The sequence below is a fragment of the Burkholderia sp. BCC0419 genome (assembly GCF_902830285.1).
GTDB lineage: Bacteria > Pseudomonadota > Gammaproteobacteria > Burkholderiales > Burkholderiaceae > Burkholderia.
In genome coordinates this window covers 2009543-2026534 of sequence record NZ_CADESR010000001.1, presented here as the reverse complement: position 1 = coordinate 2026534, position 16992 = coordinate 2009543, and the positions used below count along the sequence as shown (strand labels likewise).

The following is a 16992-nucleotide window of genomic DNA, read 5'->3' as shown; positions in this document are numbered from 1 at the left end:
TTCCTCCCGCGCCATGTGTGGCGCGTCATTCGAAGGTCGACAGCCGATGCAGATTCACAAGGAAGTGGACGCGCGCGGGCTCAATTGCCCGTTGCCGATCCTGCGTGCCAAGAAAGCGCTTGCCGATATGGAAAGCGGGCAGATCCTCAAGGTGCTCGCGACCGATCCGGGCTCGCAGCGCGATTTCGCCGCGTTCGCGAAGCAGACGGGCAACGAGATCGTCGAAGTGACGACCCAGGACAAGATCTTCGTGTTCCTGATGCGCCGCCGCTGACGGCGCGCATCGCACATCCCGCCGCGCCCCGGGCTCCCGGCCGCACCTGGCCGGCCACACCTGGCTGGCCACCCCTTTCTGACAATTCTTAAACCTCGTTGCGTGACCGGCTGCGTATACTGACCCGGCCGGTCGTCCGCTCCCAGCGGAGGCGCCGGCCACGGTACGTCGCACGGCGGGCTCGGGGGCCATGCCTGACGCTACCGTCGTACAACGGGGAGAGGACATGTCCTTCAGACCAGGGACCCTTCGAAGTCCGTCCGGAGCGGCAAGCATTGCGCCCGTGCGCACCTCGGAATTGAGCCGGATCGAGCTCGATCCGCAACAGGACCGCCACGCGCGTGCCGCGCTGGAGGCGTATGCGGATTCGGCTGCGGCCGAGATGCCGTGGCTGGCCGAATGGCTCGACGAACGGCTGCGCGATGCCGCGCGGGACGACGGCTCTGGCCCGACCTACTGCGGTGCGACGATCGAACGCGTGTTCGACCTGGCGCAGGCATGGGCGGCGGGCCAGCCCGACTACGCGGCCGGCGCGTGGGAGCGCGTGCGCGACCAGCTGCAGCGGATGCTTGCGCAACCGCCGCTGTCGGAGCGGCCGTCGCCACGCATGCCGACAGGCGATTTTGCCGAGCCGGTGGCCGGCATCGCGGGCGCCGAATAGGCCGTCCGGTTGCGCAATAGAAAGGATTATTCGAAGAAAGGGTGATAGTCCGCGCAATTTCTTGGCGAATTTCATACTACTATGATGAAATCGCCGGTTCGTCCGTGCCCCGTTTTTGAGATATTTAGCCGGGGTCGCCGGTTTGCGCAGGTGGCGCGAGCGGCGAACGACGGCTCGCCGGCCGGTATCCGGACGCCGCGCGCAGGCTGCGCGGCCGGGGCAGGCGCGGGAGCCGAATGGACGAATCGACTTCGATTTGCGGGGTGCTATGAGAATTGCTGTACTGGATGACGATCCGGCCCAGACGGATTTCGTCAGTCAAACGCTGACGGCCGTCGGCCATACGTGCTATGCGTTCAAGGAAGGCAAGGCCCTGAAGAAGCGCCTGCAGCGCGAGACGTTCGACCTGCTGGTGCTCGACTGGAACGTGCCCGACATGTCCGGCGAGGAAGTGCTCAAGTGGGTGCGCGCCAACCAGACCGAGCACAGCCTGCCGATCATCTTCATGACGAGCCGCGACGACGAGGCGGGGATCACGCAGATCCTCAACGCCGGCGCCGACGATTACGTGGTCAAGCCCGTGTCCGGCCCGATCCTGCGTGCGCGCATCGGTTCGCTGCTGCGCCGCGCGTATCCGGTCAACGCCGAGGCGACCGTCCGCGAATTCGATCAGTTCCGTTTCGACGTGAACCTGAAGCAGGCGTACGTCGGCGACAAGGCCGTGAGCCTCACGCAAAAGGAATTCGAGCTCGCGCTGCTGCTGTTCCAGCATCTCGACCGGCCGCTGTCGCGCGCGCACATTCTCGACCTCGTGTGGAAGCAGGCGACCGACATTCCGTCACGCACGATGGATACGCACATTTCGATGCTGCGCACCAAGCTCGGCCTGCGGCCCGAAAACGGCTACCGTCTCGCGCCGATCTACGGGTACGGCTACCGGCTCGAACGGGTCGGCCAGGGGGAACCGGAGTGACCGCGCGAATCACGCAGCGCACGGCGAGCCTGTGCACGGCGGCGCTGCGCGCGGCCTGCGCGGTCGCGTTCGCGTTCGCCGCGCAGCAGGCCGCGGCGCAGCCGCCCGCCGCCGCGGGCAAGATGGTCGTCTATCGCACGCAGGCGGGCGACACGCTGTACGACGTCGCCGCGCGCTACCTGCAGGGCGCGGACGACTGGCAACTGCTCCAGCAGATCAACGGCGTGCCGGCGCCGAAGCACCTGCAGCCCGGCGTCGCGCTGAAGCTGCCGGTTGCGCGCCTGCGCAAGGAAAAGCTCACCGCACGCGTGATCGCGGTGCAGGGCACGGCCGAGCGCGCGTCCGGCGACGCCTTCGCGCCGCTCGCGAACGATGCGACGCTCGCCGAAGGCGACCGCGTGCGCACCGGCCCGAACGGCTTCGTGACGATCGAGCTGGCCGACGGCACGCACATGAGCCTGCCGCCCGACAGCCAGCTCGACCTGAAGTCGCTGCGCCGCACGGTGCTGACCGGCACGCTCGATCGCGAGTTCGAACTCACGCGCGGCTCGGTCGACAGCGACGTCACCCACCTGAAGAAACGCGACGACCGCTTCCAGATCCGCTCGCCGTCGGTCGTCGCCGGCGTGCGCGGCACGCGCTTTCGCGTGAACTACGACGCGGCCGGCACCGCGTCGACGCGCGTCGAAGTGCTCGACGGCACCGTCGGCGTCGCGGGCGGGCGGAAGCCGGCCGGCGCGACGCTCGTGCATGCGAACTTCGGCAGCGTCGCGACGTCGTCCGGCGCGGTCGGCGCACCCGTCGAACTGCTCGGCGCACCCACGCTCGCGCATCCCGGCAAGGTGCAGGACGAGCCCGACGTCGCATTCGACATCGCGCCGCTCGAGCAGGCGCATGCGTATCGCGTGCAGCTCGCGCACGACGCGGGGCTGCTCGACCTGTTCCGCGAAACGCGCACCGATTCGCCGCGCGCGGTGTTCCGCGACGTGCCGAACGGGAATTACTTCGTGCGGATCGCCGCGATCGATGCCAACGGCCTCGAGGGGCTGCCGCGCACCTATGCGTTCGAGCGCCGCGTGATGGGGCTCGACGCGAGCGCGTCGCAGGGCGCGGGCGGTTACGATTTCCGCTGGTCGCCGAACGGCTCGGGCAAGAATGCGCGTTACCGGTTCGTGCTGTCGCGCTCGAAGGACCTGAGCGCGCCGGTCGTCGACCAGGTCGGCCTGCACGCGCGCCAGATCACCGTCGCGCACCTGCCGCCGGGCGACTATTTCTGGGCCGTGACCGTCGAGGAATTCGAAGGCGGCAAGTTCTACGAGAAGACCAGTCCGGTCAGCGCGTTCACGTTGTCGCGCTGATCCGCGGCGCATGAAACCCGACTCCGTTTCCCCGCGGCGGCGCCTCGGCCGCCGCTTCCTGATCGAATGGATCGCGATCGGCTGCCTCGGGATCGCGGTGATCCTCGCGTGCGCGCTTGGCCGCCTGTCGTCGAGCGTCGACGGGCTGATCTACGACCGGCTGCTGATGCTGCGCAGCCTGCCGCTGTCGCCCGACGTCGTGGTGGTCGACATCGACAACCAGAGCGTGTCCGCGCTCGGCCGCTGGCCGTGGCCGCGTGACGTGCATGCGCGGCTGCTCGACACGCTCGCGCGCGCGCAGCCGGCCGCCGTCGTCTACGACGTGCTGTTTACCGAACCGTCGCCCGAGGATCGCACGTTCGCGGACGCGATGAGCCGCGTGCCGACCTTCCTGCCGGTGCTGCTGAGTCCCGAGCAGGCGGACGGCACGCGATCGGTCGATCCGCCGGTCGCCGCGCTCGCCGCGCGCGCGACGGGGCTCGGCCATATCAATCTCGAAGTCGATCGCGACGGCATCGTGCGCAGCGTCGCGCTGTTCGAAAGCGACGGCCGCGTGCGCTGGCCGCAACTGATGGTGCCCGTGTACCGCGCGATCCAGGCCGGCCGGCTGCACCCGGTCGGCGGCATGCCCGGCGCGAACGCGCACGACCTGTCGCGCGATGCGGCGGGCGACGGCCGCTACCTGATTCCGTTCAGCCGCAACACGCCCGCGTATCCGACGCTGTCGTTCGACGACGTGCTCGAAGGGCGCGTGAAGCCCGACGCGCTGCGCGGCAAGATCGTCGTCGTCGGCGTGACGGCGTCGGGGCTGTACGATCGCTTCGCGACGCCGGTGTCCGGCGAGTTCGGCCCGTTGGCCGGCGTATATATCCATGCGAACGTGCTCGACATGCTGGCGACCGGCAGTGCGATCTCGCCCGCGTCGCGCGCGGGGCTGTTCGTCGCGTCGCTGCTGCCGCTCGCGGTGTTGCTGGGCGGTTTCCTGATGCTGTCGCCGTGGCGGGCGCTGCTGCTGACGCTGAGCCTGGCCGCGCTCGCCGTGGTCGCGAGCGTGGCGCTGCTGTTCGAGGCGCGCATCTGGCTGACGCCGGCGCCGGCGATCTTCGGACTGGTCGCCGTCTATCCGATCTGGAACTGGCGGCGGCTGGAAATGACGATGTCGTACCTGCGCCGCGAGCTGCAGCGGCTCGCCGACGAGCCGCACCTGCTGCCCGAGGCGCCGCGCACGCGCAGCGTCGGCGGCGACGTGCTGGAGCGGCAGATGGCGCTGATGGCGCAGGCCGCGCAGCGCGTGCAGGACATGAAGCGCTTCGTGTGGGACAGCCTCGACAGCATGCCCGAGCCGATCTTCGTGACCGACCTCGCCGGCACCGTGCTGATCGCGAACCACGCGGCGAAACGCTACGGGTCGCGGCTCGCGCTGCCGCTGCCGGAAGGGCGGCCGCTGCGCACCGCGCTCGGCGAGCTGACCTTCATGAAGACCGTCGACGGCAATGCCGAGCACGACGCGGCGATCCGCGAGCGCTGGCCGGCCGCGCTCGACCCGACGCTCGAGGCCGAGCACGACGCGATGGCGCGCGGCATCGAGGTGCGCGATCGCGACGGGCTCGACCATTTGCTACGCTACGCGGCGTGTACGAACGCGCAAGGGCGCGTGACGGGCTGGATCGCCGGCCTCGTCGACGTGACCGAGCTGCATGCGGCCGAACGGCATCGCGAGGAAGCGCTGCACCTGCTGTCGCACGACATGCGTTCGCCGCAGTCGTCGATCCTCGCGCTGGTCGAGATCGAGCGCGATCGCGTCGAGACCGACGCGATGCGCGGGCTGCTCGCGCGGATCGAGCGCTATGCGCACCGCGCGCTGTCGCTCGCCGACGAGTTCGTGCAGTTGGCGCGCGCCGAGTCGCAGGCGTACCAGCTCGAGGTGACGAGCCTCGTCGACGTGCTGATCGATGCGAGCGACGAGGTGTGGCCGCAGGCGCAGGCGAAGCACATCCGCGTCGAGACCGACGTGGGCGCCGACATGTGCTGGGTGCGCGCGGATCGCTCGCTGATCACGCGCGCCTTCGTGAACCTGCTGAACAATGCGGTCAAATACAGTCCGTCCGACACGGTGATCGTGTGTACGCTGACGGTCGAGCACGCATCGAAGCGGATGTTCTGTACGATTCGCGATCAGGGGTACGGCATTGCGCCGGAAGATCAGCGGCATCTGTTCGAGCGTTTCAAGCGATTCCATGCCGGCGAGCGGCCCGACATCCCGGGCTCCGGGCTCGGCATGGCTTTCGTGAAGACGGTCGTCACGCGCCATGGGGGCAGCGTGTCGGTCGACAGCGAAGTGGGTGTCGGCACCGCGGTGACGGTGTCGTTGCCCGCGATCGACGAGCCGTCCGCCTGACAGGGCCGGGCGCGACGGCACGCATTTGGGGAAAGTCATGAGAAAGCAATGGGCGGCGACCGCGCTGGCGGCGTCGCTGTTGACGGGTTGTGCCGGCGTGACGAGCGGCGTGAGTGTGGTCGGGCAGCCGAATGCATTTGCATCCGGTGCGCACGGCTACGATTTCGTGCGGACGGCCGCGCAGGCGGGCGATGCCGAGTACCGGCAGATCGAGACGCTCGTGCGCGACGAACTCGCGCGCCGCGGCTTCGATGCGCAGCCGCTCAAGGACGCGCGTTACCGGTTGTCGATCGCGTATGCGACGCAGCCGGCGGCGGTCGCGGCGAGCGCCGACCGGTGCGGTGCGGCGAGCAGCGCATGCGTGACGGTCGACGGGCCCGCGCCGGTCGCGCTGCCGTTCATGGGCCGCGTGTACCGCCACGTGCTGACGCTGCGCTTCGTCGATGCGCAATCGGGCGCCGACGTCTATCGCGTGTCGGCGTCGCTGCGCGATCGCGATCCGGGCACGCAGCAGGCCGCGCCGGCGCTCGTCAAGAGCGCGCTGGCGAAGGTGCCGTTCGGCGACGGCAGCGGCTGGCTCGTCAAGACGAAAAAAGACGACGCGGGCGGGATGCCGGGCGTCGTCTCGGTGAAGCCGGCCGACGCGCGCTGAAGCGCTGGCCGTGAGGTGAGGACGGGCCCGCCGGGGCGCGCCCTTGCCGCGTTCAGACGGTCGGTTGGCCGCCGTCGCGCGTGCGCAGGTACGTATCGAACTCCGCACCGACTTCCGGGTGACGCAGCGCGAATTCGACCGTCGCCTTCAGGTAGCCGAGCTTGCTGCCGCAGTCGTAGCGCGTGCCCTGGTACTTGTAGGCCAGCACCTGCTCGTCGGCGAGCAGCGCCTGGATCGCGTCGGTGAGCTGCAGTTCGCCGCCCGCGCCGGGCTTCAGCGCGCGCAGGTGTTCGAAGATCCGCGGCTTCAGGATGTAGCGGCCGACCACGCCGAGGTTCGACGGCGCGACTTCCGGCGCCGGCTTCTCGATGATCGCCGACATCTTGACGATCGACTCTTCCCATTCCTTGCCGTCGACGATCCCGTACGACTTCGTCTCCGACGGCGGGATCTCTTCCACGCCGATCACCGAGCTGTGATAGTGGTCGAACACGTCGACCATCTGCTTCATCACCGGCGGGTTGCCGTCGAGCAGGTCGTCCGCGAGGATCACTGCGAACGGGTTGTCGGCCACCAGCTTTTCCGCGCACAGCACCGCATGGCCGAGGCCGAGCGCTTCCGGCTGGCGCACGTAGAAGCAGTCGACATGGCTCGGCTTGATGCTGCGCACGAGTTCGAGCAGCTTTTCCTTGCCGCGCGCCTCGAGTTCGGCCTCGACCTCGTACGACTTGTCGAAGTGGTCCTCGATCGCGCGCTTGCTGCGCCCGGTCACGAAGATCATCTCGGTGATGCCCGCGGCGATCGCTTCCTCGACCGCGTACTGGATCAGCGGCTTGTCGACGACCGGCAGCATTTCCTTCGGGCTCGCCTTCGTTGCCGGGAGGAACCGCGTGCCGAGACCGGCAACGGGGAATACCGCCTTGGTGACTTTCAACATGATCGAACCTTTATTCCTGTAATCGACTTGTCAGACGGTCTATGTTCACGTTCGCATTATAGTGAACGCAAATGACCTTACCCTTTGTTACGCAGGCAACCGATCGAGCTGCGCACGCAGTTTTTCGAGCGTGCTCTGGAATTCCGCGACGCGTTTCTGCTCCTGTTCGACCACGGCCGGCGGGGCTTTCGCGACGAAAGCCTCGTTGCCGAGCTTCGCGCTGCATTTCGCGATCTCGCCCGTCAGGCGCGTGATTTCCTTCGACAGGCGCTCGCGTTCGGCCGCGACGTCGATTTCCACCTTCAGCACCAGCTTGTTCGGGCCGACGATCGCGATCGGCGCGCCGTGCGCTTCCTTGTCGAGCGCCGCTTCGTCCACGAGGATCTGCACTTCCGACAGGCGCGCGAGCGCCTGCACGTACGGCGCGAACGAGCGCAGGCGCTCGGCATCGCCGGCCGCGAGCAGCGGCACCTTGGTCGCCGGCGACAGGTTCATCTCGCCGCGCAGGTTGCGGCACGCGTCGACGATCGCCTTCAGGTCGGCCGTCCACTGCTCGGACGCCTCGTCGATCTTCTGCAGGTTCGCGACCGGATACGCCTGCGTCATCAGCGACGCCTCGCCCTCGGCCTTGCCTTGCGGATAGCGGCCGGCGAGCGGCGCAACCTTCTGCCACAGCGCTTCGGTGATGAACGGGATGACCGGGTGGGCGAGGCGCAGCACCGTTTCCAGCACGCGCAGCAGCGTGCGGCGCGTCGCGCGCTGCTGTTCCGGCGTGCCGTTCTGGATCTGCACCTTCGCGAGTTCGAGATACCAGTCGCAGTACTCGTCCCACACGAATTTATAGATGCTGCTCGCGATGTTGTCGAAGCGGTAATCGGCGAAACCCTTCGCGATGTCGGCTTCGGTGCGCTGCAGCAGCGACACGATCCAGCGGTCGGCCGCCGAGAAGTCGAGGTAGCCGCCGGGGCCGCAGTCGCCCGCGCCGCACACTTCCGGCTTGTCGCTGCCGCAGTCGTGGCCTTCGCAGTTCATCAGCACGAAGCGCGTCGCGTTCCACAGCTTGTTGCAGAAGTTGCGATAGCCTTCGCAGCGCGCGAGGTCGAAGTTCACGTTACGGCCGAGCGTCGCCATCGACGCCATCGTGAAGCGCAGCGCGTCGGTGCCGAACGCGGGGATGCCGTCCGGGAACTCCTTGCGCGTCTTTTTCTCGATGGTCGCGGCCTGCTTCGGGTTCATCAGGCCCGTCGTGCGTTTCGCGACCAGCGCCTCGAGGTCGATGCCGTCGACGATGTCGATCGGGTCGAGCGTGTTGCCCTTGCTCTTCGACATCTTCTGGCCTTCCGCGTCGCGCACGAGGCCGTGCATGTAGACGGTATGGAACGGCACCTTGCCGGTGAAGTGCGTGGTCATCATCACCATCCGGGCGACCCAGAAGAAGATGATGTCGAAGCCGGTGACGAGCACCGACGACGGCAGGAAGTGCTTCAGCTCGGGCGTTTCGTTCGGCCAGCCGAGCGACGAGAACGGCACGAGCGCCGACGAGAACCACGTGTCGAGCACGTCTTCGTCACGTTTGAGCGCGCCCGTGTAACCGTTCGCCGCGGCCTGCGCGCGCGCGCCTTCCTCGTTGCGCGCGACGAACACCTCGCCGTTCTCGCCGTACCACGCGGGAATCTGGTGGCCCCACCACAACTGGCGCGAGATGCACCAGTCCTGGATGTTCTCGAGCCACTGGTAGTAGGTGGTCGTCCAGTTTTCCGGCACGAACTTGATCTGGCCGTCGCGCACCACGTCGAGCGACGTCTCGGTGATCGACTTGCCCGGATTGAACGTGCCTTCCGGCGCCGGCTTCGTCATCGCGACGAACCACTGGTCGGTCAGCAGCGGCTCGATCACGACGCCCGTGCGGTCGCCGCGCGGCACCATCAGCTTGTGCGGCTTCACCGAGTCGAGGAAGCCTTCCGCGTCGAGGTCGGCGACGATCGCCTTGCGCGCGTCGAAGCGGTCGAGGCCGCGATACTGCTCGGGGCCGTTGTCGTTGATCTTCGCGTCGAGCGTCAGGATCTCGATCGGCGCGAGCTTGTGGCGCAGGCCGACCTGGTAGTCGTTGAAGTCGTGCGCGGGCGTGACCTTCACGACGCCCGTGCCGAACTCGCGGTCGACGTAGTCGTCGGCGATCACCGGAATCTCGCGGCCGGTCAGCGGCAGCGTGACCAGTTTGCCGATCAGGTGCGCGTAGCGCTCGTCTTCCGGATGGACCATCAGCGCGACGTCGCCGAGCATCGTCTCGGGGCGCGTGGTGGCGACCGTCAGCGAGCCCGAGCCGTCGACGAGCGGGTAGCGGATGTGCCACAGGTGGCCGTTTTCCTCTTCGCTGACGACTTCGAGGTCCGACACGGCGGTGAGCAGCACCGGATCCCAGTTGACGAGGCGCTTGCCGCGGTAGATCAGCCCTTGTTCGTACAGCGTGACGAACACGTCGCGCACGGCGGCCGACATCTTGTCGTCCATCGTGAAGTATTCGCGCGACCAGTCGGTCGATGCGCCGAGGCGGCGCACCTGGTCCGTGATCGTCGAGCCGGATTTCTGCTTCCATTCCCACACGCGCTCGACGAACTTCTCGCGGCCGAGATCGTGGCGCGACACGCCCTGCGCGTCGAGCTGGCGCTCGACGACGATCTGGGTGGCGATCCCCGCGTGGTCGGTGCCGGGCACCCACAGCGTGTTCTCGCCGAGCATCCGGTGATAGCGGGCGAGGCCGTCCATGATCGTCTGGTTGAACGCGTGGCCCATGTGCAGCGTGCCCGTCACGTTCGGCGGCGGCAACTGGATCGCGAAATCGGGGCGGGACGGATCGAATGCCGGGGCGGCATAGCCGCGTTTTTCCCACTCCGGCCCCCATTGGGACTCGATGGTATGGGGCTCGAAGCTCTTCGCAAGCGTGTTGTCGCTCATGTTGGAAATCTGCCGAAAAATGCGTGAATTGGATGCCGAATCTGACAATTATAAATGGATGCCCATCCGCCAGCCATCGCCTTGCCGGCGCGGGCCTGCCGGCACGCGGCCGCAACGTGCCCGCAACGCGCGCACGATGTGCGGCCGAACGGATCGGAAACGGCATCGCGCGGCCGACTTATAATGTCGGGTCCGCATTTTCTCGCCCGTTAGCTGCCGCTCCATGCCCGATCTGCTCGCCAATCTGAACCCCGAACAATACGCCGCCGTCACGTTGCCGAACGAACCGGCGCTGATCCTCGCAGGGGCGGGCAGCGGCAAGACCCGCGTGCTGATCACGCGCATCGCGTGGCTGATCCAGCAGGGCTACGCATCGCCGCCCACCGTGCTCGCCGTCACCTTCACGAACAAGGCCGCGCGCGAGATGATGGCGCGCCTGTCGGCGATGATGCCGATCGACACGCGCGGGATGTGGATCGGCACGTTCCACGGCCTGTGCAACCGGATGCTGCGCACGCACTGGCGCGACGCGGGCCTGCCGCAGACCTTCCAGATCCTCGACACGGCCGACCAGCTGTCCGCGATCAAGCGGCTGATGAAGGCGGCGAACGTCGACGACGAAAAGTACCCGCCGAAGAACGTCCAGTACTTCATCAACAACGCGAAGGAGCAGGGGCTGCGCCCGGACAAGGTCGACGCGACCGACAACTTCAACCGCAAGTTCGTCGAGCTGTACCAGGCGTACGACCAGCAGTGCCAGCGCGAAGGCGTCGTCGATTTCCCCGAGCTGCTGCTGCGCTGCTACGAGCTGCTCGCGTACAACGCGCCGCTGCGCGCGCACTACCAGGCGCGCTTCCGGCACATCCTCGTCGACGAGTTCCAGGACACCAACAAGCTGCAGTACGCGTGGCTCAAGATGCTCGCGGGCGGCGAGAACGCGATCTTCGCGGTCGGCGACGACGACCAGTCGATCTACGCGTTCCGCGGCGCGAACGTCGGCAACATGCGCGACTTCGAAGACGAATTCCGCGTGCGCAACCTGATCAAGCTCGAGCAGAACTACCGTTCGCACGGCAACATCCTCGACGCGGCGAACCAGCTGATCTCGAACAACGCGCACCGCCTCGGCAAGAACCTGCGGACCGATGCCGGCCACGGCGAGCCGGTGCGCGTGTACGAAGCCAGCACCGATTCGCAGGAAGCCGGCTGGATCGTCGAGGAGATCCGCTCGCTGATCAATACCGGCATGGCGCGCAGCGAAGTGGCCGTCCTGTACCGCAGCAACGCGCAGTCGCGCTCGATCGAGCACACGCTGATGTCGTCGGGCATTCCGTACCGCGTGTACGGCGGCCTGCGCTTTTTCGAGCGGCAGGAAGTGAAGCACGCGCTCGCGTACCTGCGCCTGATCGACAACCCGAACGACGACACGGCATTCGTGCGCGTCGTGAACTTCCCGACCCGCGGAATCGGCGCGCGCTCGATCGAGCAGCTGGCCGACGCCGCGCGCCTGTACGGCTGCTCGATGGCCGCCGCGATTCCGTACGTGACCGGCAAGGCCGGCACGAGTCTCGGCGGGTTCGCGAACCTGGTCGCGAAGATGCGCGCCGACACGCAGCAGATGAACCTGCCCGACACCGTCGAGCACATCGTGCGCGCGAGCGGCCTCGCCGATTTCTACCAGGGCGAGCGCGAAGGGCAGGATCGCCTCGAAAACTTGCAGGAACTCGTGAACGCGGCCACCGCGTTCATCGCCGAGGAAGGCTACGGGCTCGACACGCCGGCCCGCTCGATCCCGCTGCGCGCGGGCGCGATCGCGGCGCCCGAACTCGGCGCCGCGACGGACGATCCGGCGGTCGACGTGCTCGATCCCGTGCCGCTCGACGATCCCGCGCAAAATCCCGACACGATGACGCCGCTCGCCGGCTTCCTGTCGCATGCGTCGCTGGAAGCCGGCGACAACCAGGCGCAGGCCGGCCAGGACGCCGTGCAGTTGATGACGGTGCACGCGGCGAAGGGGCTCGAATTCTCGGCCGTGTTCATCACGGGGCTCGAGGAAGGGCTGTTCCCGCACGAGAACAGCGTGCTCGAATCGGACGGCCTCGAGGAAGAGCGCCGGCTGATGTACGTCGCGATCACGCGCGCGAAGGAGCGGCTCTACCTGTCGTTCGCGCAAAGCCGGATGCTGCATGGCCAGACCCGCTACAACGTGCGCTCGCGCTTCTTCGACGAGCTGCCGGAACACGTGCTGAAGTGGCTCACGCCGAAGGTCGAGGCCGGGTCGCGCTGGGGCGGGCGTTCGGACAATGCCGGGTACGGGCGCGACTGGTTCGCGCGGCCGGGCGGCGGCAGTCGCGAGCAGATCGTCGATGCGGCCGTGTCCGCGCCGCTGCCGGCGTTCGCGGACAAGCAGCGCGCGGCCGACGCCGGCTTCCGGGTCGGCCAGCAGGTGTTCCATACGAAGTTCGGCGAAGGCACGGTCACCGCGCTCGAAGGCAACGGCACCGATGCGAAGGCGCAGGTGAAGTTCAAGCGCCACGGCGAGAAATGGCTCGCGCTCGCGGTCGCGAAACTGCAGGCGGTGGAATGATGGACGTCGACCTGGCCGTGACGCCAGCCGCGCGCCCGCTCGGCATTCTGGCCGCGCTGCCCGAGGAACTCGGCGACCTGATCGCCGCGATGCGCGCCGACGGCGCGATGAAGACGGTCACGCTCGGCCGCCGCGATTATCACGTCGGCACCGTGCACGGCGCGGCCTGCGTCGTCACGCTCGCGCGGGTCGGCAAGGTCGCGGCCGCCGCGACGGTCAGCGCGTTGATCCACGTGTTCGGCGTGTCGGGCGTGGTGTTCACCGGCGTCGCGGGCGGCGTGTCGCGCACGGTGCGGGTCGGCGACCTCGTCGTGGCCGATACGCTGCTGCAACACGATCTCGACGCGTCGCCGCTCTTTCCGCGCTACGAGGTGCCGCTGCTCGGCATCACGCGTTTCGCGACCGACGCGGCGCTGACGGCCCGCTTGCGGGCCGCATGCACGCTGTTCGTCGACGAAGAGGGCGCGCGGTTCGCCGAGCGCTTCGGGCTCGCCGGCGCGGCGCTGCACGCGGGGCTCGTCATCAGCGGCGACCGCTTCGTGTCGAGCGAGCGCGAGGTCGTCGCGCTGCGCGACGCGCTGCCGGACGCGCTCGCGGTCGAAATGGAAGGCGCGGCAATCGCGCAGGTGTGCGCGGAACACGACGTGCCGTTCGCGCTCGTGCGCACGATCTCCGATACGGCCGACGATCACGCGACGCAGTCGTTCTCGCACTTCCTGTCGGCGATCGCGAGCAGCTATTCGTCCGGCATCCTCAAGCGTTTCCTGACGCTGCATGCAACGACGGCGGCCTGAAGCCGCCGTCGAATTCTCCATTCGTACCCTTCGACCGGCCGCGGCACGCACGCCGCGGCCGGTCGTTCGTCATGCCTGCTTGCGCCGGCTGCTTTCGAGGTTCGGCAGGAACACCGTGAACACGCCGATCAGCGGCAGGAACGAGCACACCTTGTAGACGAACGGGATGCTCGTCGCGTCCGCGAGCTGGCCGAGCACGGCCGCGCCGACACCGCCCAGGCCGAACGCGAAGCCGAAGAACAGGCCCGCGACCATCCCGACCTTGCCGGGCATCAGCTCCGTCGCGTAGACGAGGATCGCGGCGAACGCCGACGCCAGCACGATGCCGATGATCACGGTCAGCACGCTCGTCCAGAACAGGTTCGCGTACGGCAGCAGCATCGTGAACGGCGCGACGCCGAGGATCGACACCCAGATCACGTACTTGCGGCCGATCCGGTCGCCGACGGGCCCGCCGATCAGCGTGCCGGCCGCCACCGCCGCGAGGAACACGAACAGGTGGATCTGCGCGGCCTGCACCGACAGGTGGAACTTGTCGATCAGGTAGAACGTGAAATAGCTGTTGATGCTCGCGAGGTAGAAGTACTTCGAGAACACCAGCAGCACCAGCACGCCGATCGCGCCCATCACGCGGCCGCGCGACAGCGTCGGGTGGCCGGCCGGGGCGGCCTTCTTCTTCATCGACGGATGCTTCTTGTACCAGTGGCCGATCTGCGTGAGCACGATCATCGCGACCAGCGCGGCCGCCGAGAACCACGCGATGCTGTGCTGGCCGTGCGGAATGATCACGAGCGCGGCGAGCAGCGGCCCGAGCGCGGAGCCCGCGTTGCCGCCCACCTGGAACACCGACTGCGCGAGCCCGTGCTGGCCGCCCGACGCCATCCGCGCGACCCGCGACGATTCGGGATGGAACACCGACGAGCCGCAGCCGACGAGCGCCGCGGCCACCAGCAGCATCGGGAAATTCGGCGCGACCGACATCAGCAGGAGCCCCGCGAGCGTGAAGCCCATGCCGACCGGCAGCGAATACGGCTTCGGGCGCTTGTCGGTATAGAGGCCGATGAGCGGCTGCAGCAGCGACGCGGTGATCTGGTAGGTGAGCGTGATCAGGCCGATCTGCGCGAACGACAGCGCGAACTGGCTCTTGAGCATCGGGTAGATCGCGAGGATCAACGACTGGATCATGTCGTTGAGCATGTGCGAGAAGCTGATCGCGCCGAGAACCGGGTAGACGGTGCGTGCGGCGGGCGGTGCGGACGGTGGTGCGGACGGCTGGGCGGCGGCTGCGCCGGTGGAGCCGGAGTCGAGGCTGGTTTCCATGAGAGCTGAACGAGTTGAGGTGGCTGGCGCGCTCTGTTGGGGATCGGCGCGTTCTGGATCGTTGCTGCGTCAAAGAAGTGTAATTTGGCGTATCGAGAATGTCCTGCCAAGTTTTGTCGCGAATCGGACATTCATCGGACGGATCGGCCGATGCGTGCTTTTTTGGACGGGTATAACGCTGGCGGCGCGTTCACCCTTCAGCGGGGCCGCGCCGGAGCCCGGTGCGTGTTTTTCCGGACTCAAGAAACGGCGATGGCGGCCGTAGAACGACCCAATGACAACAGGCGCGCCGCGCCCGGCCCCGGCTACCCGCCGGGCAGGGTGCAGGACGTGCGGCATGGCCAGCCGTCGCGGGAACGCCGGGACCGACCTTTCCGGCAGCGTGATCAATACGGGGTAGATCGATGAAAGCAGCATCTTTGCATCCACAGCCCGGTGCGGCAGCCGCCGTACCCGACGTTGCCGCCGGTCGTGCCGCTCGGCGTGCGCACGCCGAGCGTCGCGCACGCCGGCCGTGGACCGTCAAGGCGACGTTGCGCGCCGCATTCGCGATCCTGCTGGCCGGCACGCTCGTGATCGGCGTGTTTTCGCTGTGGCAGATCAGCCGGCTGAACGAATCGATCTCGTCGGTCTACGACCAGGGTCACGTCGCGAGCCGGGCGGCCGAGGAAGTCCGCGCCGAAGTGCTGCGGGCGAGCCGCGCGCAGAAGATGCTGCTGACCGCGACCACCGCGAAGGAGCGCGACGAACTCGGCGCCGAGGTGAGCGCGGGGCTCGCGTCGATCGGCCAGGCGCTCGGCGCGCTGCAGCGCTATGCGGATCCGGCCGATGCCGGCGATTCGGCGCGGCTGCACGCATTCTCGACGGCGGTCGGCACGTGGAGCACGCATCTGCGCGATTTCGTCACGCTGGTGCGCGCGCAGCCGCTCGACCTGTCGCAGATGAACTGGCAGGTCGGCACGCAGGACGTGTCGCTGCTGGTCGAAACCGGCAAGCTCGAAAAACTCGTCGCCGAACTCGTGAAGACGCGCGGCGAGAAGTCGAAGGCGACGCTCGATGCGTCCGCGACCATTTTTTCGTCGTCGTTCGCGATGATCGCAGCGATGACGGCCGCGCTGATCGTGCTGGCCGTCGCGATCGCCGAGCGCGTCGTGCGGCGCCTCGCGTCGCAGCTCGGCGGCGAGCCCGCGCACGCGAAGGAGATTGCCGCGGACATCGCGCGCGGCGACCTGACGCGGCCGATCACGCTCGCGCGGCACGACCGCGACAGCATGGTGCGCGCGCTGGCCGAGATGCAGACGGGGCTCGCGGCAACGGTGGGCGAGATCGCGGTGAGCGCCGAGGCGATCGCGGCCGCGTCCGGCGAAATTTCGACCGGCAACCTCGACCTGTCGCGGCGTACCGAGCAGCAGGCCGTCGCGCTCGAGCGCACCGCGGCCAGCATGGAGCAGCTCACGTCGACCGTGCGGCAGAACGCCGAGAACGCGCGGCAGGCGAGCACGCTCGCGGCCAATGCGTCGGCGGTGGCGGAGACGGGCGGGGAAGTCGTCGGGCGTGTGGTCGCGACGATGAGCGAGATCGACGACAGCGCGAAGAACATTCGCGACATCATCGGCACGATCGAGGGGATCGCGTTCCAGACCAACATTCTCGCGTTGAACGCGGCGGTCGAGGCCGCGCGCGCCGGCGAGCAGGGGCGCGGCTTCTCGGTGGTCGCGGGCGAGGTGAGGCTGCTCGCGCAGCGTTCGGCGACCGCGGCCAAGGAGATTCGGGAACTGATCGGCGCGTCGGTCGAGCGCGTGGCAAACGGCGCGGCGCTCGCGCACGACGCGGGCCGCACGATGGGCGACGTGGTACGCGCGGTCAAGCGCGTGACCGACATCATCGGCGAGATCTCGGCGGCGTCGGACGAGCAGAGCGCGGGGATCGACGAGATCGGCCGCGCGGTCACGCAGATGGATGCCGGCACCCAGCAGAACGCGGCGCTCGTCGAACAGGCGGCCGCTGCCGCGAACGCGCTCGACGAGCAGGCGCAGGCATTGAAGGCGCTGGTCGGGCGTTTCCGCATCGCACACTGAGCGCG

The 16992-nt window shown here is 68.1% G+C and carries 13 protein-coding genes; 9 read left to right on the top strand and 4 right to left on the bottom strand.

From position 1 onward, the window contains the following. Positions 1 to 46: 46 nt before the first annotated feature. From HWW87_RS09045 to HWW87_RS09020, 6 genes are all read left to right on the top strand, one after another. Positions 47 to 274 carry a sulfurtransferase TusA family protein gene (locus tag HWW87_RS09045; protein ID WP_174390967.1) on the top strand — a complete coding sequence of 76 codons (228 nt, stop codon included), beginning with the start codon at positions 47 to 49 and terminating at the stop codon, positions 272 to 274. A 226-nt stretch (positions 275 to 500) separates the two neighbouring features. Further along, positions 501 to 935 carry a peptidase gene (locus HWW87_RS09040; protein ID WP_174432019.1) on the top strand — a complete coding sequence of 145 codons (435 nt, stop codon included), beginning with the start codon at positions 501 to 503 and terminating at the stop codon, positions 933 to 935. Positions 936 to 1203: 268 nt separating this feature from the next. Next, the gene (locus HWW87_RS09035) at positions 1204 to 1908 is read left to right on the top strand and encodes a response regulator transcription factor (protein WP_006490421.1); all 705 of its coding nucleotides are present in this window, start codon (positions 1204 to 1206) and stop codon (positions 1906 to 1908) included. Continuing rightward, positions 1905 to 3266: a FecR domain-containing protein gene (locus HWW87_RS09030; RefSeq protein WP_175820006.1), complete on the top strand. Its 1362-nt coding sequence runs from the start codon at positions 1905 to 1907 to the stop codon at positions 3264 to 3266. Before HWW87_RS09035 ends, HWW87_RS09030 begins: the two co-directional genes overlap by 4 nt. 10 nt (positions 3267 to 3276) lie before the next feature. Then, complete coding sequence (locus tag HWW87_RS09025) at positions 3277 to 5664, top strand: CHASE2 domain-containing protein (protein ID WP_175820005.1); 2388 nt, start codon at positions 3277 to 3279, stop codon at positions 5662 to 5664. A gap of 37 nt (positions 5665 to 5701) precedes the next feature. After that, complete coding sequence (locus HWW87_RS09020) at positions 5702 to 6316, top strand: DUF4136 domain-containing protein (RefSeq protein WP_175820004.1); 615 nt, start codon at positions 5702 to 5704, stop codon at positions 6314 to 6316. Between the two features lie 52 nt (positions 6317 to 6368). Here HWW87_RS09020 and galU read toward each other — a convergent pair whose 3' ends face one another. Both galU and HWW87_RS09010 read right to left on the bottom strand, forming a co-directional pair. Then, positions 6369 to 7253 carry a UTP--glucose-1-phosphate uridylyltransferase GalU gene (galU, locus tag HWW87_RS09015; RefSeq protein ID WP_174432015.1) on the bottom strand — a complete coding sequence of 295 codons (885 nt, stop codon included), beginning with the start codon at positions 7251 to 7253 and terminating at the stop codon, positions 6369 to 6371. An 87-nt stretch (positions 7254 to 7340) separates the two neighbouring features. Continuing rightward, the gene (locus HWW87_RS09010) at positions 7341 to 10208 is read right to left on the bottom strand and encodes a valine--tRNA ligase (protein WP_175820003.1); all 2868 of its coding nucleotides are present in this window, start codon (positions 10206 to 10208) and stop codon (positions 7341 to 7343) included. Positions 10209 to 10431: 223 nt separating this feature from the next. Between HWW87_RS09010 and HWW87_RS09005 the strand changes: the two genes are divergently transcribed. Both HWW87_RS09005 and HWW87_RS09000 read left to right on the top strand, forming a co-directional pair. Next, a complete protein-coding gene (locus HWW87_RS09005; protein ID WP_175820002.1) occupies positions 10432 to 12795 on the top strand; it encodes a UvrD-helicase domain-containing protein in 2364 nt (787 codons plus the stop codon). Beyond that, the gene (locus HWW87_RS09000) at positions 12792 to 13589 is read left to right on the top strand and encodes a 5'-methylthioadenosine/adenosylhomocysteine nucleosidase (protein WP_175820001.1); all 798 of its coding nucleotides are present in this window, start codon (positions 12792 to 12794) and stop codon (positions 13587 to 13589) included. Before HWW87_RS09005 ends, HWW87_RS09000 begins: the two co-directional genes overlap by 4 nt. 69 nt (positions 13590 to 13658) lie before the next feature. Here the strand turns inward: HWW87_RS09000 and HWW87_RS08995 are convergent, their stop codons facing one another. Both HWW87_RS08995 and HWW87_RS08990 read right to left on the bottom strand, forming a co-directional pair. Next, on the bottom strand, positions 13659 to 14909 hold the full coding sequence (locus tag HWW87_RS08995) for an MFS transporter (protein WP_175820000.1): 1251 nt from the start codon (positions 14907 to 14909) through the stop codon (positions 13659 to 13661). A gap of 69 nt (positions 14910 to 14978) precedes the next feature. Next, entirely contained in the window at positions 14979 to 15326 is a 348-nt protein-coding gene (locus HWW87_RS08990) for a hypothetical protein (protein ID WP_175819999.1), read from the bottom strand. Between HWW87_RS08990 and HWW87_RS08985 the strand changes: the two genes are divergently transcribed. Further along, positions 15314 to 16987 carry a methyl-accepting chemotaxis protein gene (locus tag HWW87_RS08985; protein WP_175819998.1) on the top strand — a complete coding sequence of 558 codons (1674 nt, stop codon included), beginning with the start codon at positions 15314 to 15316 and terminating at the stop codon, positions 16985 to 16987. The two genes, HWW87_RS08990 and HWW87_RS08985, sit on opposite strands and share 13 nt — an antisense overlap. The last annotated feature ends 5 nt before the right edge of the window (positions 16988 to 16992 follow it).